Source organism: Ornithinimicrobium sp., from assembly GCF_035267225.1.
GTDB lineage: Bacteria > Actinomycetota > Actinomycetes > Actinomycetales > Dermatophilaceae > Ornithinicoccus.
The window spans coordinates 1-17,541 of the sequence record NZ_DATFMA010000067.1; the positions used below are offsets into that span (position 1 = coordinate 1).

Annotated in this window: 16 protein-coding genes and 1 tRNA gene; 2 read left to right on the forward strand and 15 right to left on the reverse strand. The window is 70.3% G+C overall.

Annotated elements, in window-relative coordinates:
• Positions 1–1,358, reverse strand: a 1,358-nt coding sequence (rpsA, locus tag VJ976_RS05595; protein ID WP_324099127.1) for a 30S ribosomal protein S1, incomplete at its 3' end; no start/stop codon positions are given.
• Between the two features lie 224 nt (positions 1,359–1,582).
• Positions 1,583–4,306 carry a DNA polymerase I gene (gene polA / locus VJ976_RS05600; protein WP_414693569.1) on the reverse strand — a complete coding sequence of 908 codons (2,724 nt, stop codon included), beginning with the start codon at positions 4,304–4,306 and terminating at the stop codon, positions 1,583–1,585.
• Here polA and VJ976_RS05605 point away from each other — a divergent pair.
• Positions 4,305–4,745 (forward strand): hotdog fold thioesterase, encoded by a 441-nt coding sequence (locus tag VJ976_RS05605; protein ID WP_324099129.1) that lies wholly within the window; start codon positions 4,305–4,307, stop codon positions 4,743–4,745. The genes polA and VJ976_RS05605 overlap by 2 nt on opposite strands.
• A gap of 31 nt (positions 4,746–4,776) precedes the next feature.
• Positions 4,777–5,565 (forward strand): DUF554 domain-containing protein, encoded by a 789-nt coding sequence (locus tag VJ976_RS05610; protein ID WP_324099130.1) that lies wholly within the window; start codon positions 4,777–4,779, stop codon positions 5,563–5,565.
• Positions 5,566–5,602: 37 nt separating this feature from the next.
• Here VJ976_RS05610 and VJ976_RS05615 read toward each other — a convergent pair whose 3' ends face one another.
• The 13 genes from VJ976_RS05615 to VJ976_RS05675 all read right to left on the reverse strand — a co-directional run bounded on the left by VJ976_RS05615 (position 5,603) and on the right by VJ976_RS05675 (position 17,502).
• The gene (locus VJ976_RS05615; protein ID WP_324099131.1) at positions 5,603–6,202 is read right to left on the reverse strand and encodes an ANTAR domain-containing response regulator; all 600 of its coding nucleotides are present in this window, start codon (positions 6,200–6,202) and stop codon (positions 5,603–5,605) included.
• A 17-nt stretch (positions 6,203–6,219) separates the two neighbouring features.
• Positions 6,220–6,302: transfer RNA gene (locus VJ976_RS05620), tRNA-Leu, on the reverse strand.
• 15 nt (positions 6,303–6,317) lie between these two features.
• On the reverse strand, positions 6,318–7,787 hold the full coding sequence (pyk, locus tag VJ976_RS05625; RefSeq protein ID WP_324099132.1) for a pyruvate kinase: 1,470 nt from the start codon (positions 7,785–7,787) through the stop codon (positions 6,318–6,320).
• A gap of 9 nt (positions 7,788–7,796) precedes the next feature.
• Positions 7,797–8,726: a prolipoprotein diacylglyceryl transferase gene (lgt, locus tag VJ976_RS05630; RefSeq protein WP_324099133.1), complete on the reverse strand. Its 930-nt coding sequence runs from the start codon at positions 8,724–8,726 to the stop codon at positions 7,797–7,799.
• On the reverse strand, positions 8,723–9,391 hold the full coding sequence (locus VJ976_RS05635) for a DsbA family protein (RefSeq protein ID WP_324099134.1): 669 nt from the start codon (positions 9,389–9,391) through the stop codon (positions 8,723–8,725). Before VJ976_RS05635 ends, lgt begins: the two co-directional genes overlap by 4 nt.
• A gap of 55 nt (positions 9,392–9,446) precedes the next feature.
• A complete protein-coding gene (locus tag VJ976_RS05640; protein WP_324099135.1) occupies positions 9,447–9,992 on the reverse strand; it encodes a DoxX family protein in 546 nt (181 codons plus the stop codon).
• Positions 9,989–10,783, reverse strand: coding sequence for a tryptophan synthase subunit alpha (gene trpA, locus VJ976_RS05645; RefSeq protein WP_414693570.1), 795 nt, complete (start codon positions 10,781–10,783; stop codon positions 9,989–9,991). Before trpA ends, VJ976_RS05640 begins: the two co-directional genes overlap by 4 nt.
• Positions 10,780–12,063, reverse strand: coding sequence for a tryptophan synthase subunit beta (gene trpB / locus VJ976_RS05650; protein ID WP_324099136.1), 1,284 nt, complete (start codon positions 12,061–12,063; stop codon positions 10,780–10,782). The genes trpA and trpB overlap by 4 nt, the downstream gene beginning before the upstream one ends.
• Positions 12,060–12,884, reverse strand: coding sequence for an indole-3-glycerol phosphate synthase TrpC (trpC, locus tag VJ976_RS05655; RefSeq protein ID WP_324099137.1), 825 nt, complete (start codon positions 12,882–12,884; stop codon positions 12,060–12,062). The genes trpB and trpC overlap by 4 nt, the downstream gene beginning before the upstream one ends.
• 40 nt (positions 12,885–12,924) lie before the next feature.
• Positions 12,925–13,137: an HGxxPAAW family protein gene (locus VJ976_RS05660; protein WP_324099138.1), complete on the reverse strand. Its 213-nt coding sequence runs from the start codon at positions 13,135–13,137 to the stop codon at positions 12,925–12,927.
• A 50-nt stretch (positions 13,138–13,187) separates the two neighbouring features.
• Positions 13,188–13,784, reverse strand: a complete 597-nt coding sequence (locus VJ976_RS05665; protein WP_324099139.1) for a Trp biosynthesis-associated membrane protein — start codon at positions 13,782–13,784, stop codon at positions 13,188–13,190.
• Complete coding sequence (locus VJ976_RS05670) at positions 13,781–15,601, reverse strand: ABC transporter ATP-binding protein (RefSeq protein ID WP_324099140.1); 1,821 nt, start codon at positions 15,599–15,601, stop codon at positions 13,781–13,783. The genes VJ976_RS05665 and VJ976_RS05670 overlap by 4 nt, the downstream gene beginning before the upstream one ends.
• On the reverse strand, positions 15,598–17,502 hold the full coding sequence (locus tag VJ976_RS05675) for an ABC transporter ATP-binding protein (protein ID WP_324099141.1): 1,905 nt from the start codon (positions 17,500–17,502) through the stop codon (positions 15,598–15,600). The genes VJ976_RS05670 and VJ976_RS05675 overlap by 4 nt, the downstream gene beginning before the upstream one ends.
• Between the last annotated feature and the right edge of the window lie 39 nt (positions 17,503–17,541).

Genomic DNA, 17,541 nt, shown 5'->3' on the forward strand with positions numbered 1-17,541 from the left:
GAGCTGGAGCCGGACGAGGCGTGGGTGTCCTCCGCCTCGGCCTCGGCTGCCGCGACGGCCGCGCGGTGGGCCTCGAAGCGGTCGTGCGCGTCGGCGTACTCCTGCTCCCACTTCTCCCGCTGTGCCTCGAAGCCGGCCAGCCACTCCTGGTTCTCGGCGTCGAACCCTTCCGGGTACTTGTAGTTGCCCTCCTCGTCGTACTCGGCCGCCATGCCGTACAGGGTGGGGTCGAAGTCCTGGTGGACCGCCTCACTGGCCTGCTTGAGCGACAGCGAGATGCGCCGGCGCTCCAGGTCGATGTCGATCACCTTGACGAAGATGTCGGCACCGACGCCCACCACCTGCTCCGGCAGCTCCACGTGGCGCTCGGCCAGCTCGGAGATGTGCACAAGGCCCTCGATGCCGTCCTCGACCCGCACGAAAGCGCCGAAGGGCACGAGCTTGGTGACCTTGCCGGGCACGATCTGGCCGATGGCGTGGGTCCGGGCGAAGTGCTGCCAGGGGTCCTCCTGGGTGGCCTTGAGCGAGAGCGAGACCCGCTCGCGGTCCAGGTCGACGTCGAGAACCTCCACCGTCACCTCGTCACCGACCTCCACGACCTCGCCGGGGTGGTCGATGTGCTTCCAGGAGAGCTCGCTGACGTGGACGAGGCCGTCCACCCCGCCACCGAGGTCCACGAAAGAGCCGAAGTTCACAATGCTGGAGACGACACCCGAGCGCACCTGGCCCTTGGCCAGCTCCTTGAGGAAGGTCGTGCGAACCTCGGACTGCGTCTGCTCCAGCCACGCGCGCCGGGAGAGGACGACGTTGTTGCGGTTCTTGTCCAGCTCGATGATCTTGGCTTCGATGGCCTTGCCGACGTAGGGCTGCAGGTCGCGCACCCGCCGCATCTCCACCAGCGACGCCGGCAGGAAGCCGCGCAGGCCGATGTCGAGGATGAGGCCGCCCTTGACGACCTCGATCACGGTGCCCGTGACCACTCCGTCCTCTTCCTTGACCTTCTCGATCGAGCCCCAGGCCCGCTCGTACTGCGCGCGCTTCTTGGACAGGATCAGGCGGCCCTCTTTGTCCTCCTTCTGCAGGACGAGGGCCTCCACGGGGTCGCCGACGGCGACGACCTCGGCCGGGTCGATGTCGTGCTTGATGGCCAGCTCGCGGGAAGGGATGACCCCTTCGGTCTTGTAGCCGATGTCGAGCAGGACCTCGTCCCGGTCGACCTTGACGATGACACCCTCGACGATGTCGCCGTCGTTGAAGTTCTTGATGGTCGCGTCGATCGCCGCGAGCAGCTCGTCCGCTGAGCCGATGTCGTTGACAGCGATCTCAGAGGGGGCCTGTTCGGCCGTGGTTGCAGTCATGTAGGAGGGACTCCGATGGTGGGCATGGTAGGGGAACGGCCACCGGCACGGGACGCCGGAACGTCGCGGACCGTCGTGGGCCGTTCATATGGTCAGATGCACATGAACACGCGCAGATGCGGACGCACCTTGCGCGAAGGCTCAGCCTACTGACGCCCGTGGGGCAGGTCAATCGCGCTGACGACGGTTCCAGGCTGTCGCCACGACCGCGCCCAGTGTGGCAGTCAGTGGGTGGCCTCGTGCCAGGTCCGGCCTACTCCGACGCTGACGTCCAGCGGCACGTCCAGGTCGGCCGCGGCGGCCATCTCGGCCCGGACCAGGGACTCGACGGCTTCCCGCTCATCCGCAGCGACCTCCAGCACCAGCTCGTCGTGGACCTGCAGCAGCACTCGCGAGCGCAGCGAGCGCTCGCCCAGCGCCCGAGCCACGTTGAGCATGGCGATCTTGATGATGTCGGCGGCGGAGCCCTGGATGGGCGCGTTCAGCGCCATCCGCTCAGCGATCTCGCGCCGCTGCCGGTTGTCGGAGGTGAGGTCGGGCAGGTAGCGGCGACGTCCGTGGATCGTCTCGGTGAAGCCCGTCGAGCGCGCCAGGGCCACGACGTCGGCCAGATAGTCCCGCACCCCCCCGAAGCGTTCGAAGTACTCCTGCATCAAGGACTTTGCCTCGTCGGTGGACACCCCGAGCTGCTTGGACAACCCGAACGCCGACAGACCGTAGGCCAATCCGTAGCTCATCGCCTTGACCTTGGCCCGCATGGCCGGGGTGACCTCCGGGGGCTCCACCGCGAACACCCGCGATCCGACGAAGCGATGCAGGTCCTCTCCGGTGTTGAACGCCTCGATCAGGCCCTCGTCCCCCGACAGGTGGGCCATGATCCGCATCTCGATCTGACTGTAGTCCGCCGAGAGCAGTGACTCGAAGCCCTCCCCCACGACGAAGACCCGGCGCAGCCGACGCCCCTCCTCGGTGCGGATGGGGATGTTCTGCAGGTTCGGGTCGGTCGAGGACAGTCGCCCCGTGGCTGCGATGGTCTGCTGGTAGGTCGTGTGGATACGCCCGTCGTCGGCGACCGAGCGCAGCAGACCCGTGGCGGTGACCCGCAGGCGGGTGGCGTCCCGGTGGCGCAGCAGCGCCTCGAGGAACGGGTGGTCGGTCTGTGCGTACAGCCCGGCCAGGGCCTCGGCGTCCGTGGTGTAGCCGGTCTTGGTGCGCCGGGTCTTGGGCAGTCCCAACCGGTCGAACAGGACGGCCTGCAGCTGCTTGGGTGACCCGAGGTTCACGCTGTCGTCGGCGATGGCGTCCCAGGCATCCTGCGCAGCGGCGCCCATCGCTTCGGCGAACTCCTCGTCCAGCCGGCGCAGTCCCTCTTGGTCCACCGCGATGCCGACCCGCTCCATGGTGGCCAGCACCTCGACGAGCGGGAGCTCGACTGTGCGCAGCAGCTCGGTCCCCTGCACGTCGGCCAGCTGGGAGTCCAAGGCCACGGAGAGGTCGTGGATGGCCCGAGCCGCGACCATGGACGCCTGCGCGGCGTCCTCGTGGTCCTGGTCGAGGTCGAGCTGGAGCTGTGCGCTCTCCGCGGTCGCGCTGTCCGCCCTGAGCTCGCGATGCAGGTAGCGCAGCACCAGGTCGGCGAGGTCGTAGGAGCGCTGGTCCGGGCGGACCAGGTAGGCGGCGAGTGCGGTGTCCTGCACTACCCCGGCCACCGGCAGCCCGCGCGCGTGCAGCGCGTGCAGCAGTGCCTTGTCGTCGTGCACCGCCTTGGGGTACGCCGTCTGGCCCAGCCACTGGGCCAGTGCCTCCTCGTCGGCGGGCTCCAGCGCGGCGAGGTCGATGTAGGCGGCCTCGTCCGCCGTGGCGATGGCGACGCCTTCGGCATCGGCGGCGAGCTGGCCCTCGACCGGCCTGCCCACCATGGACATCGCGGCACGGACGCCCGCTCCCGCGTGCTGCGTCAGCCATGGCGCCACCTGACCAGAGGTCAGGACCGTCCCGTGCAGGTCGATCCCTGCGTCGGCCTCCCGTTCGTCCTCGACCGCTCCCAGGGTGTCGAACAGGCGCTCGCGCAGCACCCTGAACTCCAGCCCGTCGAAGACCCGGTGCACCTCGTCGCGGTCCCACGTGTGACGCACGGTGTCCGAGATGCTCAGACCGACCTGCAGGTCGTCGACGAGCTGGTTGAGCTTGCGGTTGCGCAGAACGTTGCCGATGTGCTCTCGCATCGCCTGCCCGGCCTTGCCGCTCAGCTCATCGACGTGAGCGACGACGCCGGCCAGGTCCTCGTACCGAGCGAGCCACTTCGCGGCCGTCTTGGGGCCCACCCCGGGCACACCGGGAAGGTTGTCCGAGCTCTCCCCCACCATCGCGGCGAGGTCGCTGTAGCGTTCCGGCACCACGCCGTACTTGTCCACCACTGCCTCCGGGGTCATCCGGACCAGATCGGAGACGCCCTTACGCGGGTAGAGCAGGGTGCACCGCTTGTCGACCAGCTGGATGGCGTCACGGTCGCCGGAACAGATCAGCACCTCCATCGCGTCCTCACGCGCCTGGGCGGTCAGGGTGGCGATGATGTCGTCGGCCTCGAACCCGTCCATCTCGAGGTGCACGATCCGCAACGCGTCGAGCACCTCCCGGATCAACGGGAGCTGGCCCGCGAACTCGTCGGGGGTCCTGGCGCGACCGGCCTTGTACTCGGCGTACTCCTGGGTGCGGAAGGTGCTGCGCGACTTGTCGAAGGCGACCGCCACGTGGCTGGGCTCCTCGTCGCGCAGCACGTTGATGAGCATCGACACGAAGCCGTAGACCGCGTTCGTCGTCTGCCCGGTGCTGGTGGAGAAGTTCTCCGCCGGCAAGGCGAAGAAGGCGCGGTAGGCCAGCGAGTGGCCGTCCAGGAGCAAGAGCCGCGTCGCGCTGTTCGCCGTCACAGGTGGCAGCCTATGACGCATGGCCGACAGTCACCCAGCCTCCGCCTCCACCTCCGATCTCGCCGAGATGTCGCGCGGGACCCTCATCGACCGTCTGGGCATCGAGGTGATCTCGGCCACCGCCGACCGCGTCGTCGGCACGATGCCGACGGAGGGCAACACCCAGCCCTACGGTCTGCTGCACGGCGGCGCCAGCGTCGTTCTGGCCGAGACCCTGGGGAGCGTGGCCGCCGGCCTTCACGCCGGTCCCACCCGGGCGGCCGTCGGGGTGGACATCAACGCGACCCACCACAAGGCGGTGCGGCCTCCGGAGGTGGTCACGGGCGTCGCCTCGGCGCTGCGTCTGGGCGGAGCCATCGCCTCCTACGAGATCGTCATCAGCGACGAGTCGGGTGACCGCGTGTGCACCTGCCGCCTGACCTGCGCGCTGAGGGACCGTCCCCCCGCCGCGTCCGACTGAGCGGAAGGACCCACGGCGTACGCTGCGGCCCGTGGACGGTGCATTCCCCGGTGTCGGGACCTTGGTGAACGTCGCGGCCATCGTCGTCGGGTCCGTCGTGGGGATGACGGCCGGCCACCGGCTGCCCGACCGTGTGCGCCTGGTGGTGACCGACGCCCTGGGCCTGGTGACCCTGCTGGTCGCGGCATTGGCGGCGGTGGACGTCACGGCACCGTCACTGCGAGCGGCGGTCGGCCCCGGGGTGCCGGTCCTGGTGGTGCTGGGGTCCTTGGTCATCGGAGGGATCACCGGGGCCGCCCTGGGGCTGGAGCGACGCCTGCAGGCACTGGCCGGGCAGCTGCAGCGAGCAGCCGCCCAACGCTGGCCGGGCAGCGGGCAGGGCACAGCGGGCGTCGATGGCGGCCAGGCGCGGCTGCGGTTCATCGAGGGATGGCTGACCACGTCACTGCTGTTCTGTGTGGGGCCGCTGACGGTCCTGGGCTCGCTGAGCGACGGGTTGGGGCAGGGGATCGACCAGCTGGTGCTGAAGTCGATGCTGGACCTGTTCGCCTCCCTCGCCTTCGCGGCGACGTTCGGGGTCGGCGTGCTCTTCTCCGCCGTGTCCGTGGCCGTGGTCCAGGGCGGGCTCACCGTGCTGGGCTGGGCCCTCGGGGCGGTCATCTCCCCGGCTCAGATCGCTGCGCTGACCGCGGTGGGCGGTGTGCTTCTGGTGGGGCTGGCGCTGCGGCTGCTGCGCCTGCGAGAGGTCCCGGTGGCCGACCTGCTCCCCGCGCTGCTCGTGGCTCCGCTCCTCGTCGCGGCGGTGGCGGGGCTGCGCTAGACCACGTGGCCGACCGAGCGCCGGGCGTGCCGCCTGCTCAGGCGCTCTCGGTGCCGGCCACCACCGCGTCGGCGACCTCCCGCATCGACATCCGCCGGTCCATCGCGGCCTTCTGGATCCACCGGAACGCCTCGGCCTCGCTGATCTTCAGCTTGGACATCAACAGGCCCTTGGCGCGGTCCAGCCGCTTGCGCGTCTCCAGCCTCTCCTCCAGCGTGGCGACCTCCTCCTGCAGGGCGTGCCGCTCCTGCCAGCGGGCCACCGCGATATCGAGGGCGGGCAGCACGTCGTGGGAGGCGAAGGGCTTGACCACGTACGACATCACTCCGGCGTCGCGGGCACGCTCGACCAGCGTGCGGTCGCTGAAGGCGGTGAGCATCACCACCGGGGCGACGTTGTCCTTGCCCAGCAGCTCGGCCGCGGTGAGCCCATCCATGACCGGCATCTTGACGTCCATCACGACGATGTCGGGGCGGAGCTCACGAGCCAGGTCGACCGCATGCTCGCCGTCACCGGCCTGACCGACGACCTCGTGGCCGGCCTCGACCAGCATCTCGATCAGGTCCAGCCGGATCAGCGCTTCGTCCTCGGCGACCACAATGCGAAGCGGGGCGGTCGCGGAACCGTGTTCAGCCATGGTCATCCTCTACGGTGTGCCGGGGGCGGGACTCGAACCCGCACGCCCTTGCGAGCAAAGCATTTTGAGTGCTCCGTGTCTGCCATTCCACCACCCCGGCCGGTGGGCAGACAGATCATAGCCGCCCCTCCTGGAGCGCGCGCAGTCGCGCGTAGGCCGGCGTGCGGCCGTACACGGCATCGCCCACCTTGTGGATGCGCAGAGCGTTGATCGACCCCGGGACCCCCGGCGGCGAACCGGCGACGATGACGATGAGGTCCCCCGCCGCGCATCGCTTCTCCCGCAGCAGGGCCTCGTCGACCTGCATCACCATCTCATCGGTGTGCTCCACGTAGTCCGTGAGGAACGTCTCGATGCCCCAGGTGAGGGCCAGCTGGGAGCGTGTGGTCGGCTCCGGGGTGAAGGCGAGCATGGGCACGGAGGAACGCAGCCGGGACATCCGGCGAGCGGAGTCGCCGGTCTGGGTGAACGTGACCATGAAGGAGACCCGGAGCAGGGTGGCGATGTCGGCCGCGGCACGGGTCACCGCGCCACTGGTGGTCTTGGGCTTGCTGCCCAGCGGGGTGATCCGCTCCAGCGCCTCCTCCTCGATGTTCTCGATGATGGTGTCCATCGTCTCCACTGCCTTGACCGGCCAGTCCCCCACGCTGGTCTCCCCGGAGAGCATGATCGCATCCGCACCGTCGAGCACGGCGTTGGCGCAGTCGCTCGCCTCGGCCCGGGTCGGCCGTGGGCTGCTCACCATCGACTCCAGCACCTGGGTCGCCACGATGACCGGCTTCGCGTTGCGGCGGGCCATCTCGATACAGCGCTTCTGGACCAGCGGCACCTGCTCCAGCGGCAGCTCAACGCCCAGGTCACCCCGCGCCACCATGATCGCGTCGAACGCACTGACGATGTCGTGCAGGTTCTGCACCGCCTGCGGCTTCTCGATCTTGGCGATGACGGGGCGGCGGATGCCTTCCTCGTCCATGATCCGGTGCACATCCTCGATGTCGCTGCCCGTGCGGACGAACGACAGCGCGACCAGGTCGACCCCCGCCCTCAGTGCCCAGCGCAGGTCGTCGGCGTCCTTGTCGCTGAGCGCAGGAACACTCACCGCGGTACCGGGCAGGTTGATGCCCTTGTTGTTGGAGACCTCCCCGCCGATGAGCACCTCGGTCACCACGTCGGTGTCGGAGACCTCGGTGGCCCGCAGATGCACCTTGCCGTCGTCCAGCAGCAGGTCGTCCTCGACCTCGACGTCTCCGGGCAAGGCCTGGTGGGTCGTGCCGACCTCGTGACAGTCTCCCGGCACGTCCCGGTTGGTGATGACGAACCGGTCGCCCTCGTTCAGCGTCACCGGGCCGTCGCTGAAGCGCCCGGTGCGGATCTTCGGGCCTTGCAGGTCGGCCAGGAGGGCGACCGCCCGGCCCACCTCGTCGCCGGCCCGGCGCACCATGTCGTAGCGGCGCTGGTGGTCTTCGTGGTTGCCGTGGGACATGTTCATCCGCGCGACGTCCATCCCCGCGCGCACCAGGGAGGTCACCAGCTCCTGGGTGTCGACGGCGGGCCCGAGCGTGCAGACGATCTTGGCGCGGCGCATGGTTCCACCCTAGTGCGCCGAGCCGTGCTCGATGACCGGGTCATCCGCCTGCTGCCCCGGGTCGAGCAGGTGCGCGGCACCGCGTGGAGGGTAGTCCGCACGTGCTCCCCGGATGAGGTAGAGCGCCAGCCCCAGGGCGAAGATGGCCACCGACACCCAGACGTTGACGCGCTGGCCGAACACGATCTCGGCCGGGTCGCTGCGCATCAGCTCGATGACGAAGCGACCCAGGGTGTAGCCCATTACGTACAGCGCGAAGACCTGACCGCGGGCGAAGCGATGACGCCGGTCCCAGACCACGAGGACGACGGCCACGAGCAGCATCCAGACCGACTCGTACAAGAAGGTGGGCTGGAAGGTGCCCAGGACCACGGCTTCGCCCTGAGAGTCGAGCACCGCCCGCCCGGACGAGGGGTCCCACTCGTGGATCTGCAGGGCCCAGGGGGCGTCCGAGGGGCCGCCGTAGAGCTCGTTGTTGAAGTAGTTGCCCCAGCGCCCGATCGCCTGGGCCACCAACAGCCCGGGGGCGATGGCGTCGGCGAGGTCGGCGAAGGAGTGGTCGTGCCGGCGACAGCCGATGTAGGCACCCACGGCACCGAGCGCGATGGCCCCCCAGATGCCCAGCCCGCCTTGCCAGATCTTCAGGGCGTCCAACGGGTTGCCACCCTCCCCGAAGTAGGGCCGTGGCGAGGAGATCACGTGGTAGAGGCGACCTCCCACGATCCCGAAGCCCACCGCCCATCCCGCGATGTCGTAGATCTCCTCCCCCGTTCCGCCGCGCGCCCGCATGCGGTGGAAGGAGATGAGGATGGCCGCGACGATGCCGAGCAGGATGCACAGAGCGTAGGCCCGGAGGGGCAGCGGACCGAGGTACCAGACCGCCTGTTCGGGGCTGGGCAGCGTCGCCGGGAGACCAGGGCCGCCCAGCGCCGCCCTCACTGGCTCTCCGCCAGCACGGAGTCGAAGGCGCTCGGGTCGCTGAGCAGCTGCTGCATCTGCTGCTGGCCGAGGGCCTCACCATCGACGGTGATGGTGGGCGTGGAGGTCACCCCGTCCTGGCTGGAGCGCTCGGCCATGTCCTGCACGTAGCCCTGGTACTCCTGCTCCTGAACACAGGTGGTGAACTGCTCGAGCTGCTCGCCCTCCACCCCGGCGGACTCGGCCGCCTCGAGGAACGCCTCGTCCTCGTAGCCCACACCCTCCTGGGGCTGGTCCTCGAAGACCTCGAGGACGAAGTCCGGCAGCACGCCCGCATCCGCGGAGCACACCGCCGCGTTGGCGGCTCTGGAGGAGGACTGGTTCCCCGAGGCACCATCCAGGAAGGACATGAAGATGTAGGTCAGCTTGATGTCGCCCTCCTGCGCCGCCTCGACGATCTGTGGGCCGGAGGTCTGCTCCAGCTGACCGCAGAACGGGCACTGGAAGTCCTCGTACACGATGACCTCCGGCACGTTCCCCGCATCCGGGTTGACCACCAGCCCTCCGCCTTCGGCGAGGGCGTTGGCCCCCCCGGCGGCATCGAGACCGTCCCCGCGCGAAGCCAGGTAGACCACGACCGCCACGATGGCCACCAGGACCGCGGTCACCGCACCGATCAGTCCCATCGGGGCTCCCGAAGCCTTGGTCGGCTTGCTCTTCGGAGCGGGGGGTCGTGGCATGTCAGTCGGTCCTCTCGTGGTGCGGGTGGCGGGTCAACAGGGCGTCCAGGGACAGCGGGGTCCGGGGTCGCAGCACCAGCCACCCGCCGGCCACCGCCAGCCCGACGTCGCGCACGATCTCCTCCAGGTACCGCGTGGCTCCCGGTGCGACCGGCCCGCCGGTGCCGAAACAGCCGCAGTCGATCGAGAGCCCCCGCGCCCATGCGGAAGCGACACCGGCGATGAAGACCACCATCAGAGACGCACCGACCAAGCCCGCGGCCCGCGTGAACAGGCCGAGGACGAGCAGCGCGCCCACGGCCACCTCGACCACCGGCAGGGTGAGCCCGATGAACTTGGCGATCTCGTAGTCGAAGAGGTCGTAGGCCACCACCGAGCGCACGGACCCGTCCAGGTCGACCAGCTTGAGGTAGCCCGCCACGAGCAGCACCGCGCCCAGAGCCAGGCGGGCGACCACGCCGACCCCGTCCGTGATGAGGCGACGGGCTCTGGGCCCTGTGCCCGGGGGTGTCGGCGCTGCGGCCTCCCGCAGCGACGTCGGCTTCATCCCCGCCGTACCCCTTCTGCCAGCTCTTCGGTCAGTCGTACCAACGCCTGACCCTCCGGATCGGTGCCCAAGGCGGCGACCAGGGCCGAGCCGACGATCACGCCGTCGGCGAAGGTGGCCACCTGGGCCGCCTGGGCACCGGTCGAGACCCCGAGGCCGACACAGGCGGGCAGGTCGGTGACCGAGCGCAGTCGGGTGACCAGAGCCTCCGCCCCGGCCCCGACGGAGTCCCGGGCGCCGGTGACGCCCATGGTCGACGCGGCGTACACGAAGCCCCGGCAGGCGTTCACGGTCTGCTGCAGCCGGGCGTCGGTGGAGGAGGGGGCCACGAGGAAGATGGGCGCGAGCTCGTGAGCGGTCATGGCCGCGGTCCAGTCCACGGCCTCGTCGGGGATGAGGTCCGGAGTGATCACGCCGGCCCCACCCGCCCCGTCGAGGTCGCGGGCGAATCGCTCGATCCCGTAGCGCAGGACGGGGTTCCAGTAGCTCATCACCACGGGCACGGCGCCGGCATCGGCCACCGCCTCGACGCATCGCAGCAGGTCCGGGAAGCGGAACCCGGCAGCCAGGGCGCGATGAGCAGCGTCCTGGATGACGGGGCCGTCCATCAGCGGGTCGGAGTACGGAACCCCGACCTCGACGATGTCGGCCCCGTGCCGGGCCAGGCTGGCGCACGCCTGTTCCGCACCGTGCTGGTCCGGGTAGCCGGCCGGCAGGTAGCCCACGAGCGCCGCCCGCTGCTGGGTTCGGCAGGTCTCGAAGGTCTGGCTCAGGTCCGCGAGCCCGCTCACCAGCCGCTCCCTTCGGCCTCGTTCACTGGTGCGTCCGCCTTCTTGGCCTCGGCCGCGACCAGGTCCTGGGGGTCGACGAGACCGAACCACCGGGCCGCCGTGTCCACGTCCTTGTCTCCGCGGCCGGACAGGTTCACCAGCAGCACGGAGCCCTCCGGGCTCTCCCGACCCACGCGCAGAGCACCGGCGAGCGCATGCGCGCTCTCGATGGCGGGAATGATCCCTTCGGTGCGGCACAGCAGCGCGAAGGCATCCATGGCCTCATCGTCGGTGACGGGGTGGTACTCCGCTCGACCCGAGGCGAACAGGCCGGCGTGCTCGGGGCCGACCGAGGGGTAGTCCAGACCGGCGGAGACCGAGTGCGAGTCCAGGGTCTGGCCGTCTTCGTCCTGGAGCAAGAAGGTCGCGGCGCCGTGCAGGACGCCGGGTGAGCCCGCGGAGAAACGCGCCGCGTGCTTGCCCGTGTGGACGCCTTCCCCGCCGGCCTCGAACCCGATCAGACGCACCGAGGGCTCGTCGATGAAGCGATGGAAGATCCCCATGGCGTTCGAACCACCGCCCACGCATGCGAGCACCGCGTCCGGGAGCCCCCCGGTCGTCGCCCGCAGCTGGTCATGGGCCTCGTTGCCGATGACGGCGTGGAAGTCGCGCACCATCGTGGGGAAGGGGTGCGGCCCGGTCACGGTGCCCAGCAGGTAGTGCGTGTCGTCCACCCGCGTGACCCAGTCCCGCATCGCCTCGTTGATCGCGTCCTTGAGGGTCGCACTTCCGTGGTCGACCGGAATGACCTCGGCCCCCAGGAGCCGCATCCGGGCGACGTTCAAGGCCTGGCGTTCGGTGTCCTTCTTGCCCATGTACACCGTGCAGTCCAGACCCATCAAGGCGGCTGCCGTCGCAGTGGCCACCCCGTGCTGGCCCGCTCCGGTCTCGGCGATCACCCGGGACTTGCCCATGCGCACGGTCAGCAACGCCTGGCCCAACACGTTGTTGATCTTGTGCGAGCCGGTGTGGTTCAGGTCCTCCCGCTTGAGGAAGACCCGCGCTCCGCCTGCGTGCTCGGCGAACCGCGGCACCTCGGTCAGGGGGTTGGGACGGCCGGTGTAGGTGGCCTGCAGGGCGTCCAGCTCGGCCGTGAAAGACGGGTCCTTCATCGACTCCAGCCGGGCGGCGTCCAGCTCGTCGAGGGCAGCGACCAAAGCCTCCGGCACATAGCGGCCCCCGAAGTCGCCGAACCGGCCGGTCACGGGCACGCCGTGCACCGGCGTGGAGATGTCGCTCACGATCCGGCCTCCACGCCTTGGGGCTCACGAGCCGGGGCCCCGGCCGCCACCAGCTCGGCCACCGCCTCCCGGGGCCGACCGCCCGTGACCAGCGCCTCGCCGACCAACACGGCATGAGCACCGGCGGCTCGCGCCTGGACGACATCGCCGACATCGCGGACGCCGGACTCGGCAACCAGCGTGACGCCGGCCGGGATCTGGGGCGCGACCCGCGCGAACGTGGTGCGGTCGACTCGGAGGGTGCGCAGGTTGCGGTTGTTGACACCGACGAGGGCCGCTCCGGCGGCCATCGCCCGCTCTGCTTCCTGCGTGTCGTGCACCTCGACCAGCGCTTCCATGCCCCAGGAGCGCGTCCGAGCCAGCAGACGTGCCAGCGTGTCGTCGTCCAGGGCGGCGACGATCAGCAGCACCAGGTCCGCTCCGTGGGCGCGAGCCTCGTCGACCTGGTAGTCGTCGACGATGAAGTCCTTGCGCAACAGAGGGATGTCGACGACCTGACGGACCTCATCGAGGTCGGCCAGGCTGCCACGGAACCGGCGCGGCTCGGTCAGCACGCTGATCGCGCTTGCTCCGCCGGCGGCGTAGTCGGCGGCCAGGGTCGCGGGGTCCAGGTCCGGCGCGAGGGGGCCACGCGAAGGGCTGGCCCGCTTGATCTCGGCGATCAGGTGCACCTCAGGCCGTCCACGCAACGCCGACAGCGCGGCGACGGGTGGCGGCGCGGCGGTCGCCAGGGAACGGATCTCGGCGGGAGGGACGTCGCGACGCCGCTGCGCCATGTCCTCCCGGACGTCCCTGACGATCTCATCCAGTACCGAAGGCATCAGCTCAGCCTAACGGCCCCGAGACCGTGCCCAGGCGCGGCTAGTCCTCCTGCACGTGAAGCTTCTGCCCGTAGCCGGCACGGTTCAGAGCCACCCAGGCACCGACTCCGATGAGGACGCCCGCGATCCCCACCCAGTTGGCCCACATCCAGCCGAAGAAGACACCGGCAGAGATGAACACGCTCGCCACCAGCAGGATGGCTACTCCGGTCCAGGCAGCGACGCTGTGCCCGTGGCCGTACTCGTCATCCATCTCCGTCTCCTCCGGTCGTGTTCGGACGCCCATTCTGCCAGGTTTCGACCCTAGTCCGTCGGGTCTCTTCCGTCCGACAGGTCCTTCCACGCATCATGGTTGGCCCGTCGGGCGCGCTCGGCGTCGGAGAGAGGTGGTGTGGCCGCCCCGCCACGCTGCAAGGGCCCGGTCGAGGGCGAGGCGGAAGGCCGCCGCGATGTCGCGAGCCACGCCCAGGCCAGGCACGCCGTCCCCGCCAGGACGAGCACGATCCCCGCGAGACAGATCCACGGCCACATCGTGGCCCCACCCCGGAGGACCTCGGCGGCGGCCCCGTCGAGATCCGGGCCGGTCACAACACCCCGCGCCGAGGCGACGGGGTCGCGCAACGCCTGGACCGTGAGCCACGCCGCCCAGAGCGCACTGCCCACCAGCACCACGAGACCGCTGAGGCGGGCCCGGCCGCGGGTCAGCACCAGCACGAGGGTGGCCGCCAGAGCCACCAGGGCGCAGGCCGACAGCGCCGGCGACAGAGCCGAGCCGGCCACGTCTCGGGTCTGCAGTCCCAGCACCGGGTCCTGGACCGTGACCCGCGCCCAGACCCGGCTCCCGGCGACGGCCGACAGGAGCAGGCCCAGTCCCAGGAGCAGGGTGCCGTAGCGGCTCATGTCGCCTCCTGTGGTGTGACCTGGTCGCGTTGTTGGGCGGCCCAGGAGGCATACAGGTCCGCGTAGACCCCGGGCTGGGCGACGAGCGAGCGATGGGAGCCGATCTGGACGACGGCGCCGCGGTCCAGCACGACCACGACGTCAGCCGCTTCCGCGGTGGAGAGGCGATGGGCGATCGCCACCGACGTTCGGCCCTGTGTGAGGCCTTCGAGTGCTCGCTGTATGCGCACCTCGGTGGCCGGGTCGACGGCGCTCGTGGCCTCGTCCAGCACGAGCAGGTCCGGGTCGGCGAGGTAGGCCCGCGCGAGGGCCACGAGCTGGCGCTCGCCCGCGGACAGTGACTCGCCCCGCTGGCCGACCTCGGTGGACAGGCCATGCGGCAGCGTCTGCACCCACGCGTCCAGCCCCAGCTCGGTCAACGCCAGGGCTACCTGCTCGTCGTCCGCGTCGGGACGCCCGTAGCGGATGTTCTCGATCAGCGGCTCGTCGAAGAGGAACCCTTCCTGCGGGACCATCACGACTCGCCGCCGCAGCGAGTCGAAGGAGATCTGCGGCAACGGGTCGCCGTCGATGGTGATCGCCCCGGTCGTGGGGTCCATCAGCCGAGTCAGCAGCTTGGCCATGGTGGTCTTGCCCGACCCGGTCTCACCAACGATGGCGACGCGGGAATGAGGCTCGATGCGCAGCGTCACCTCGCTGAGGACGGGCGGACCCTCCGGGTAGGCGTACCCGACGCCTGAGAAGTCGACGCTGATCGCCCCTCGGCGCTGATGGGTCCCCGCGGAGCCGGGGTCCGACACGTCGGCCGGCGTGTCGATGATGCCGATCACCCTCCGCCAGCCCGCCACCGCGTTCTGCAGCTCGTTGAGGATCTCGGTGGCCATCAGCACCGGCTGGGTGAACAGGTTCACCAGGAACAGGAACGCCAGGAGCTCGCCGAGCGTCATCCTGCCTTGCGAGGCCAGGACCGTGCCCACCACCAGGACCACGGCCAGGGTCAGCCCGGCGAACGTCTGGCCGGAGCTGAAGGCGAGCACCGACCGGCTCTGCGCTCGGATGGCTGCGCGCCGGTGGGCCTCGATCGCGGTGTCGATCTTCGCCTCGGTGCGCCGCTCGACGCCGTAGGCCCGGATGGCCACCGCACCCACCACCGACTCGGAGATGGCCCCGAGCATGTCGCCGACGCGGGCCCGGACCTGCCCGTAGGCCCGGCCGAGCATCGGCTGGAAGCGGCGGACCAGGAGCACCAGCGGAAGGAAGCAGAGGTACACGACCCCCGCAAGCGGCGGGCTGTAGATCACCATCAGGACCGTGGCCACCAGGATCTGAGCGGTCGAGATGAGCAGCATCAGTCCGCCGAACTGGACGAACATCGAGATCGTGTCCACGTCGCTGGTCACCCTGGAGACCAGCGCACCCCGCCGTTCGGTGCTCTGCGTCAGCACGGAGAGATCATGGATGTGGCGGAACGCCTTCCGGCGCAGGGTGGCCAGGCCGGATTCGGCCGCCGTGAACAGGCGTACGTTCACCAGGTACTGGGCCGTGCTCGTCACGGCCACCGCCGCAGCGGCAAGCGCGATGGCGGTCCAGACGAACCGGACGTCGGGGCCCCCCGGGGCCAGGATTCCGTGGTCCGTGGTCTGTTGCACCACGAACGGGATCATCACGCGTCCCCCGGTAGCCAGCAGGGCCAGAAGCACCGTGACCGCGAGGCCCCGGAGCAGCTCCGGCGACAGCTCGAGACCGCGGCGCAGGGTGTCGCGGGTGGACAGCTCCGAGCTCGCGGCGATGGTGCTCTGCGGCGCCGCGGCCGTCACCGGCGTGCCTCTTGCTGCAGACCCACCCGATGCGCCGTCTCGCGCGAGTAGGCCTCGACCAGGTTGGCGTACCCCTCGCAGCGGCCCAGGAGCTCGTCGTGGTCGCCCTTGTCGACCACCCGGCCGCGCTCCACGTAGACCACCTGGTCGGCCAACAGGATGGTGGCCATCCGGTAGGCCACCACCAGCACCGTCGTCCCCTCGCTGCTTCGCCTCAGCGCGTGGAGGATCTGCTGCTCCACGGTGGGGTCCACCGCGCTGGTCGCGTCGTCCAGGACCAGCAGCCGCGGGTGACGTACCACGGCTCGCGCCAGAGCGATCCGCTGGCGCTGACCACCGGAAAGGGTCCCGCCCCGCTCCCCCACCTGGGTGTCCAGACCCTCGGGGAGCTCGGCCACGAACGACCTGGCTTGAGCCACGTCCAAGGCGTGCTCGATCTGTGCGCGGTCGAAGTCCCCACCCAGGGCCACGTTGCCGGCGACGGTGTCGTCGAACATGAACGTCTGCTGCGAGACCAACGAGGCGACATCACTGACTCCCCCCGGACGCAGCGTGCGCAGGTCGACACCGTCGATCTCCACCCGGCCCGAGTCGGGATCGACCATGCGCACCAGCAAGGAGGCCAGCGTGGACTTGCCCGAGCCGGTGGGGCCGACCAGCGCGACCGTCGACCCACGCTCCACGTCCAGGTCGACCTGGCGGATGACGGGCACCTGCTCCACCCGAGTGTCCGGGAGCGTCTGGCCGGTGGCGGCAGGCTGACCCCACGCGGACTGCACCGACCCCACCTCCACCCGGTAGGCGAAGTCCATCTCGCGCGCGCGGGCCGCGGCGGGTCCGTCGGCGCCCAGCTGCGCCTCTCCGTGCGGCATCGCGCCCTGCGCCTGCAACACTGCGGACACCCGCTGGTGGCCCACGACCGAACGCGGGATCTCGGCGAGCACCCAGCCCAGAGCACGGACCGGAAAGGCCAACAGGGAGAACAAGTAGGCGACCTGCACCACCTCCGCCGCACCGAGGTCGGCGTTCGCGACCCGGGCGGTGCCGACCCCGAGTACGGCCAGTGTGCCCAGCGTGGGGATGGCCTCGATGGCGGGCTCGAACACCCCCCGGGTCCGCCCCACGTCGATGAGCGAGTCCCGCAGCGTGTTGGTGACCCCGGTGAAGCGTGAGCTCTCGCGCTCCTCACGTCCCATCGCCTTGACCACCAGGGCCGCTTCGAACGACTCGTGGGCCACCTCGCTGACCTCGGCGCGCAGCTGCTGGGCTCGTGTGACCTTGGGCGACATGGCGCGTTGGTACACCAGGTTCGCGGCCAGGAGGGCGGGGAAGACGAGCAGGCCGATGACCGCGAGGACCGGGTCGATCATCACCATCTGGCCTCCGGCGATGACCAGCATCACGACGACCCCGAGGGCCATGGGCAACGGGTTGAAGACCTGCCAGGTGGCCTCCACGTCGGAGTGGGCGTTGGAGAGCAGCTGACCGGAGGGATGCCGATGATGCCAGGTCAACGGAAGCCGCAGGTACTGACGGGTGACTCGCTGCCGGTACAAGGCCTGCAGGTTGAAGCCCGCCACGGTCGCCAGCACACGGCGCAGCACCACGCCGGTCACGTTGACCACGAGGATGGCCATCAGGAGGCCGAAGATCGCCGCCAGCCCGCCGGTGGATACCTGCCCGGCACGGATCGCCGGGGCGATCACGGTGTCGGTGAGATGACCGATGGCCCAGGCCGTCGCCACGGTGGCCCCGGCCCACAGGACGGCTCCCAGCACCGCCCCGGCAAGCCACCACGGCTGCTCCCGGGCCCCGGAGGCGATGATGCCCAGGCCACGCCGCAACACCGCGCCACTGGGTCGCGCGGGCGAGACCGGGCGAGACACAGGGGCAACGGTCATCGTGCAGGGGGAGCCTTTCCGGGGGCATGGCGGCGCAAC

Excerpts from the sequence above, each read along its gene's own strand:
- VJ976_RS05605 (WP_324099129.1), top strand. The coding sequence starts at position 4,305 with ATGGCCGACAGTCACCCAGCCTCCGCCTCCACCTCCGATCTCGCCGAG.
- polA (WP_414693569.1), bottom strand. The coding sequence starts at position 4,306 with ATGCGTCATAGGCTGCCACCTGTGACGGCGAACAGCGCGACGCGGCTC.
- VJ976_RS05615 (WP_324099131.1), bottom strand. The coding sequence starts at position 6,202 with ATGGCTGAACACGGTTCCGCGACCGCCCCGCTTCGCATTGTGGTCGCC.
- pyk (WP_324099132.1), bottom strand. The coding sequence starts at position 7,787 with ATGCGCCGCGCCAAGATCGTCTGCACGCTCGGGCCCGCCGTCGACACC.
- VJ976_RS05635 (WP_324099134.1), bottom strand. The coding sequence starts at position 9,391 with ATGGGACTGATCGGTGCGGTGACCGCGGTCCTGGTGGCCATCGTGGCG.
- VJ976_RS05640 (WP_324099135.1), bottom strand. The coding sequence starts at position 9,992 with ATGAAGCCGACGTCGCTGCGGGAGGCCGCAGCGCCGACACCCCCGGGC.
- trpC (WP_324099137.1), bottom strand. The coding sequence starts at position 12,884 with ATGCCTTCGGTACTGGATGAGATCGTCAGGGACGTCCGGGAGGACATG.
- VJ976_RS05660 (WP_324099138.1), bottom strand. The coding sequence starts at position 13,137 with ATGGATGACGAGTACGGCCACGGGCACAGCGTCGCTGCCTGGACCGGA.
- VJ976_RS05665 (WP_324099139.1), bottom strand. The coding sequence starts at position 13,784 with ATGAGCCGCTACGGCACCCTGCTCCTGGGACTGGGCCTGCTCCTGTCG.
- VJ976_RS05675 (WP_324099141.1), bottom strand. The coding sequence starts at position 17,502 with ATGACCGTTGCCCCTGTGTCTCGCCCGGTCTCGCCCGCGCGACCCAGT.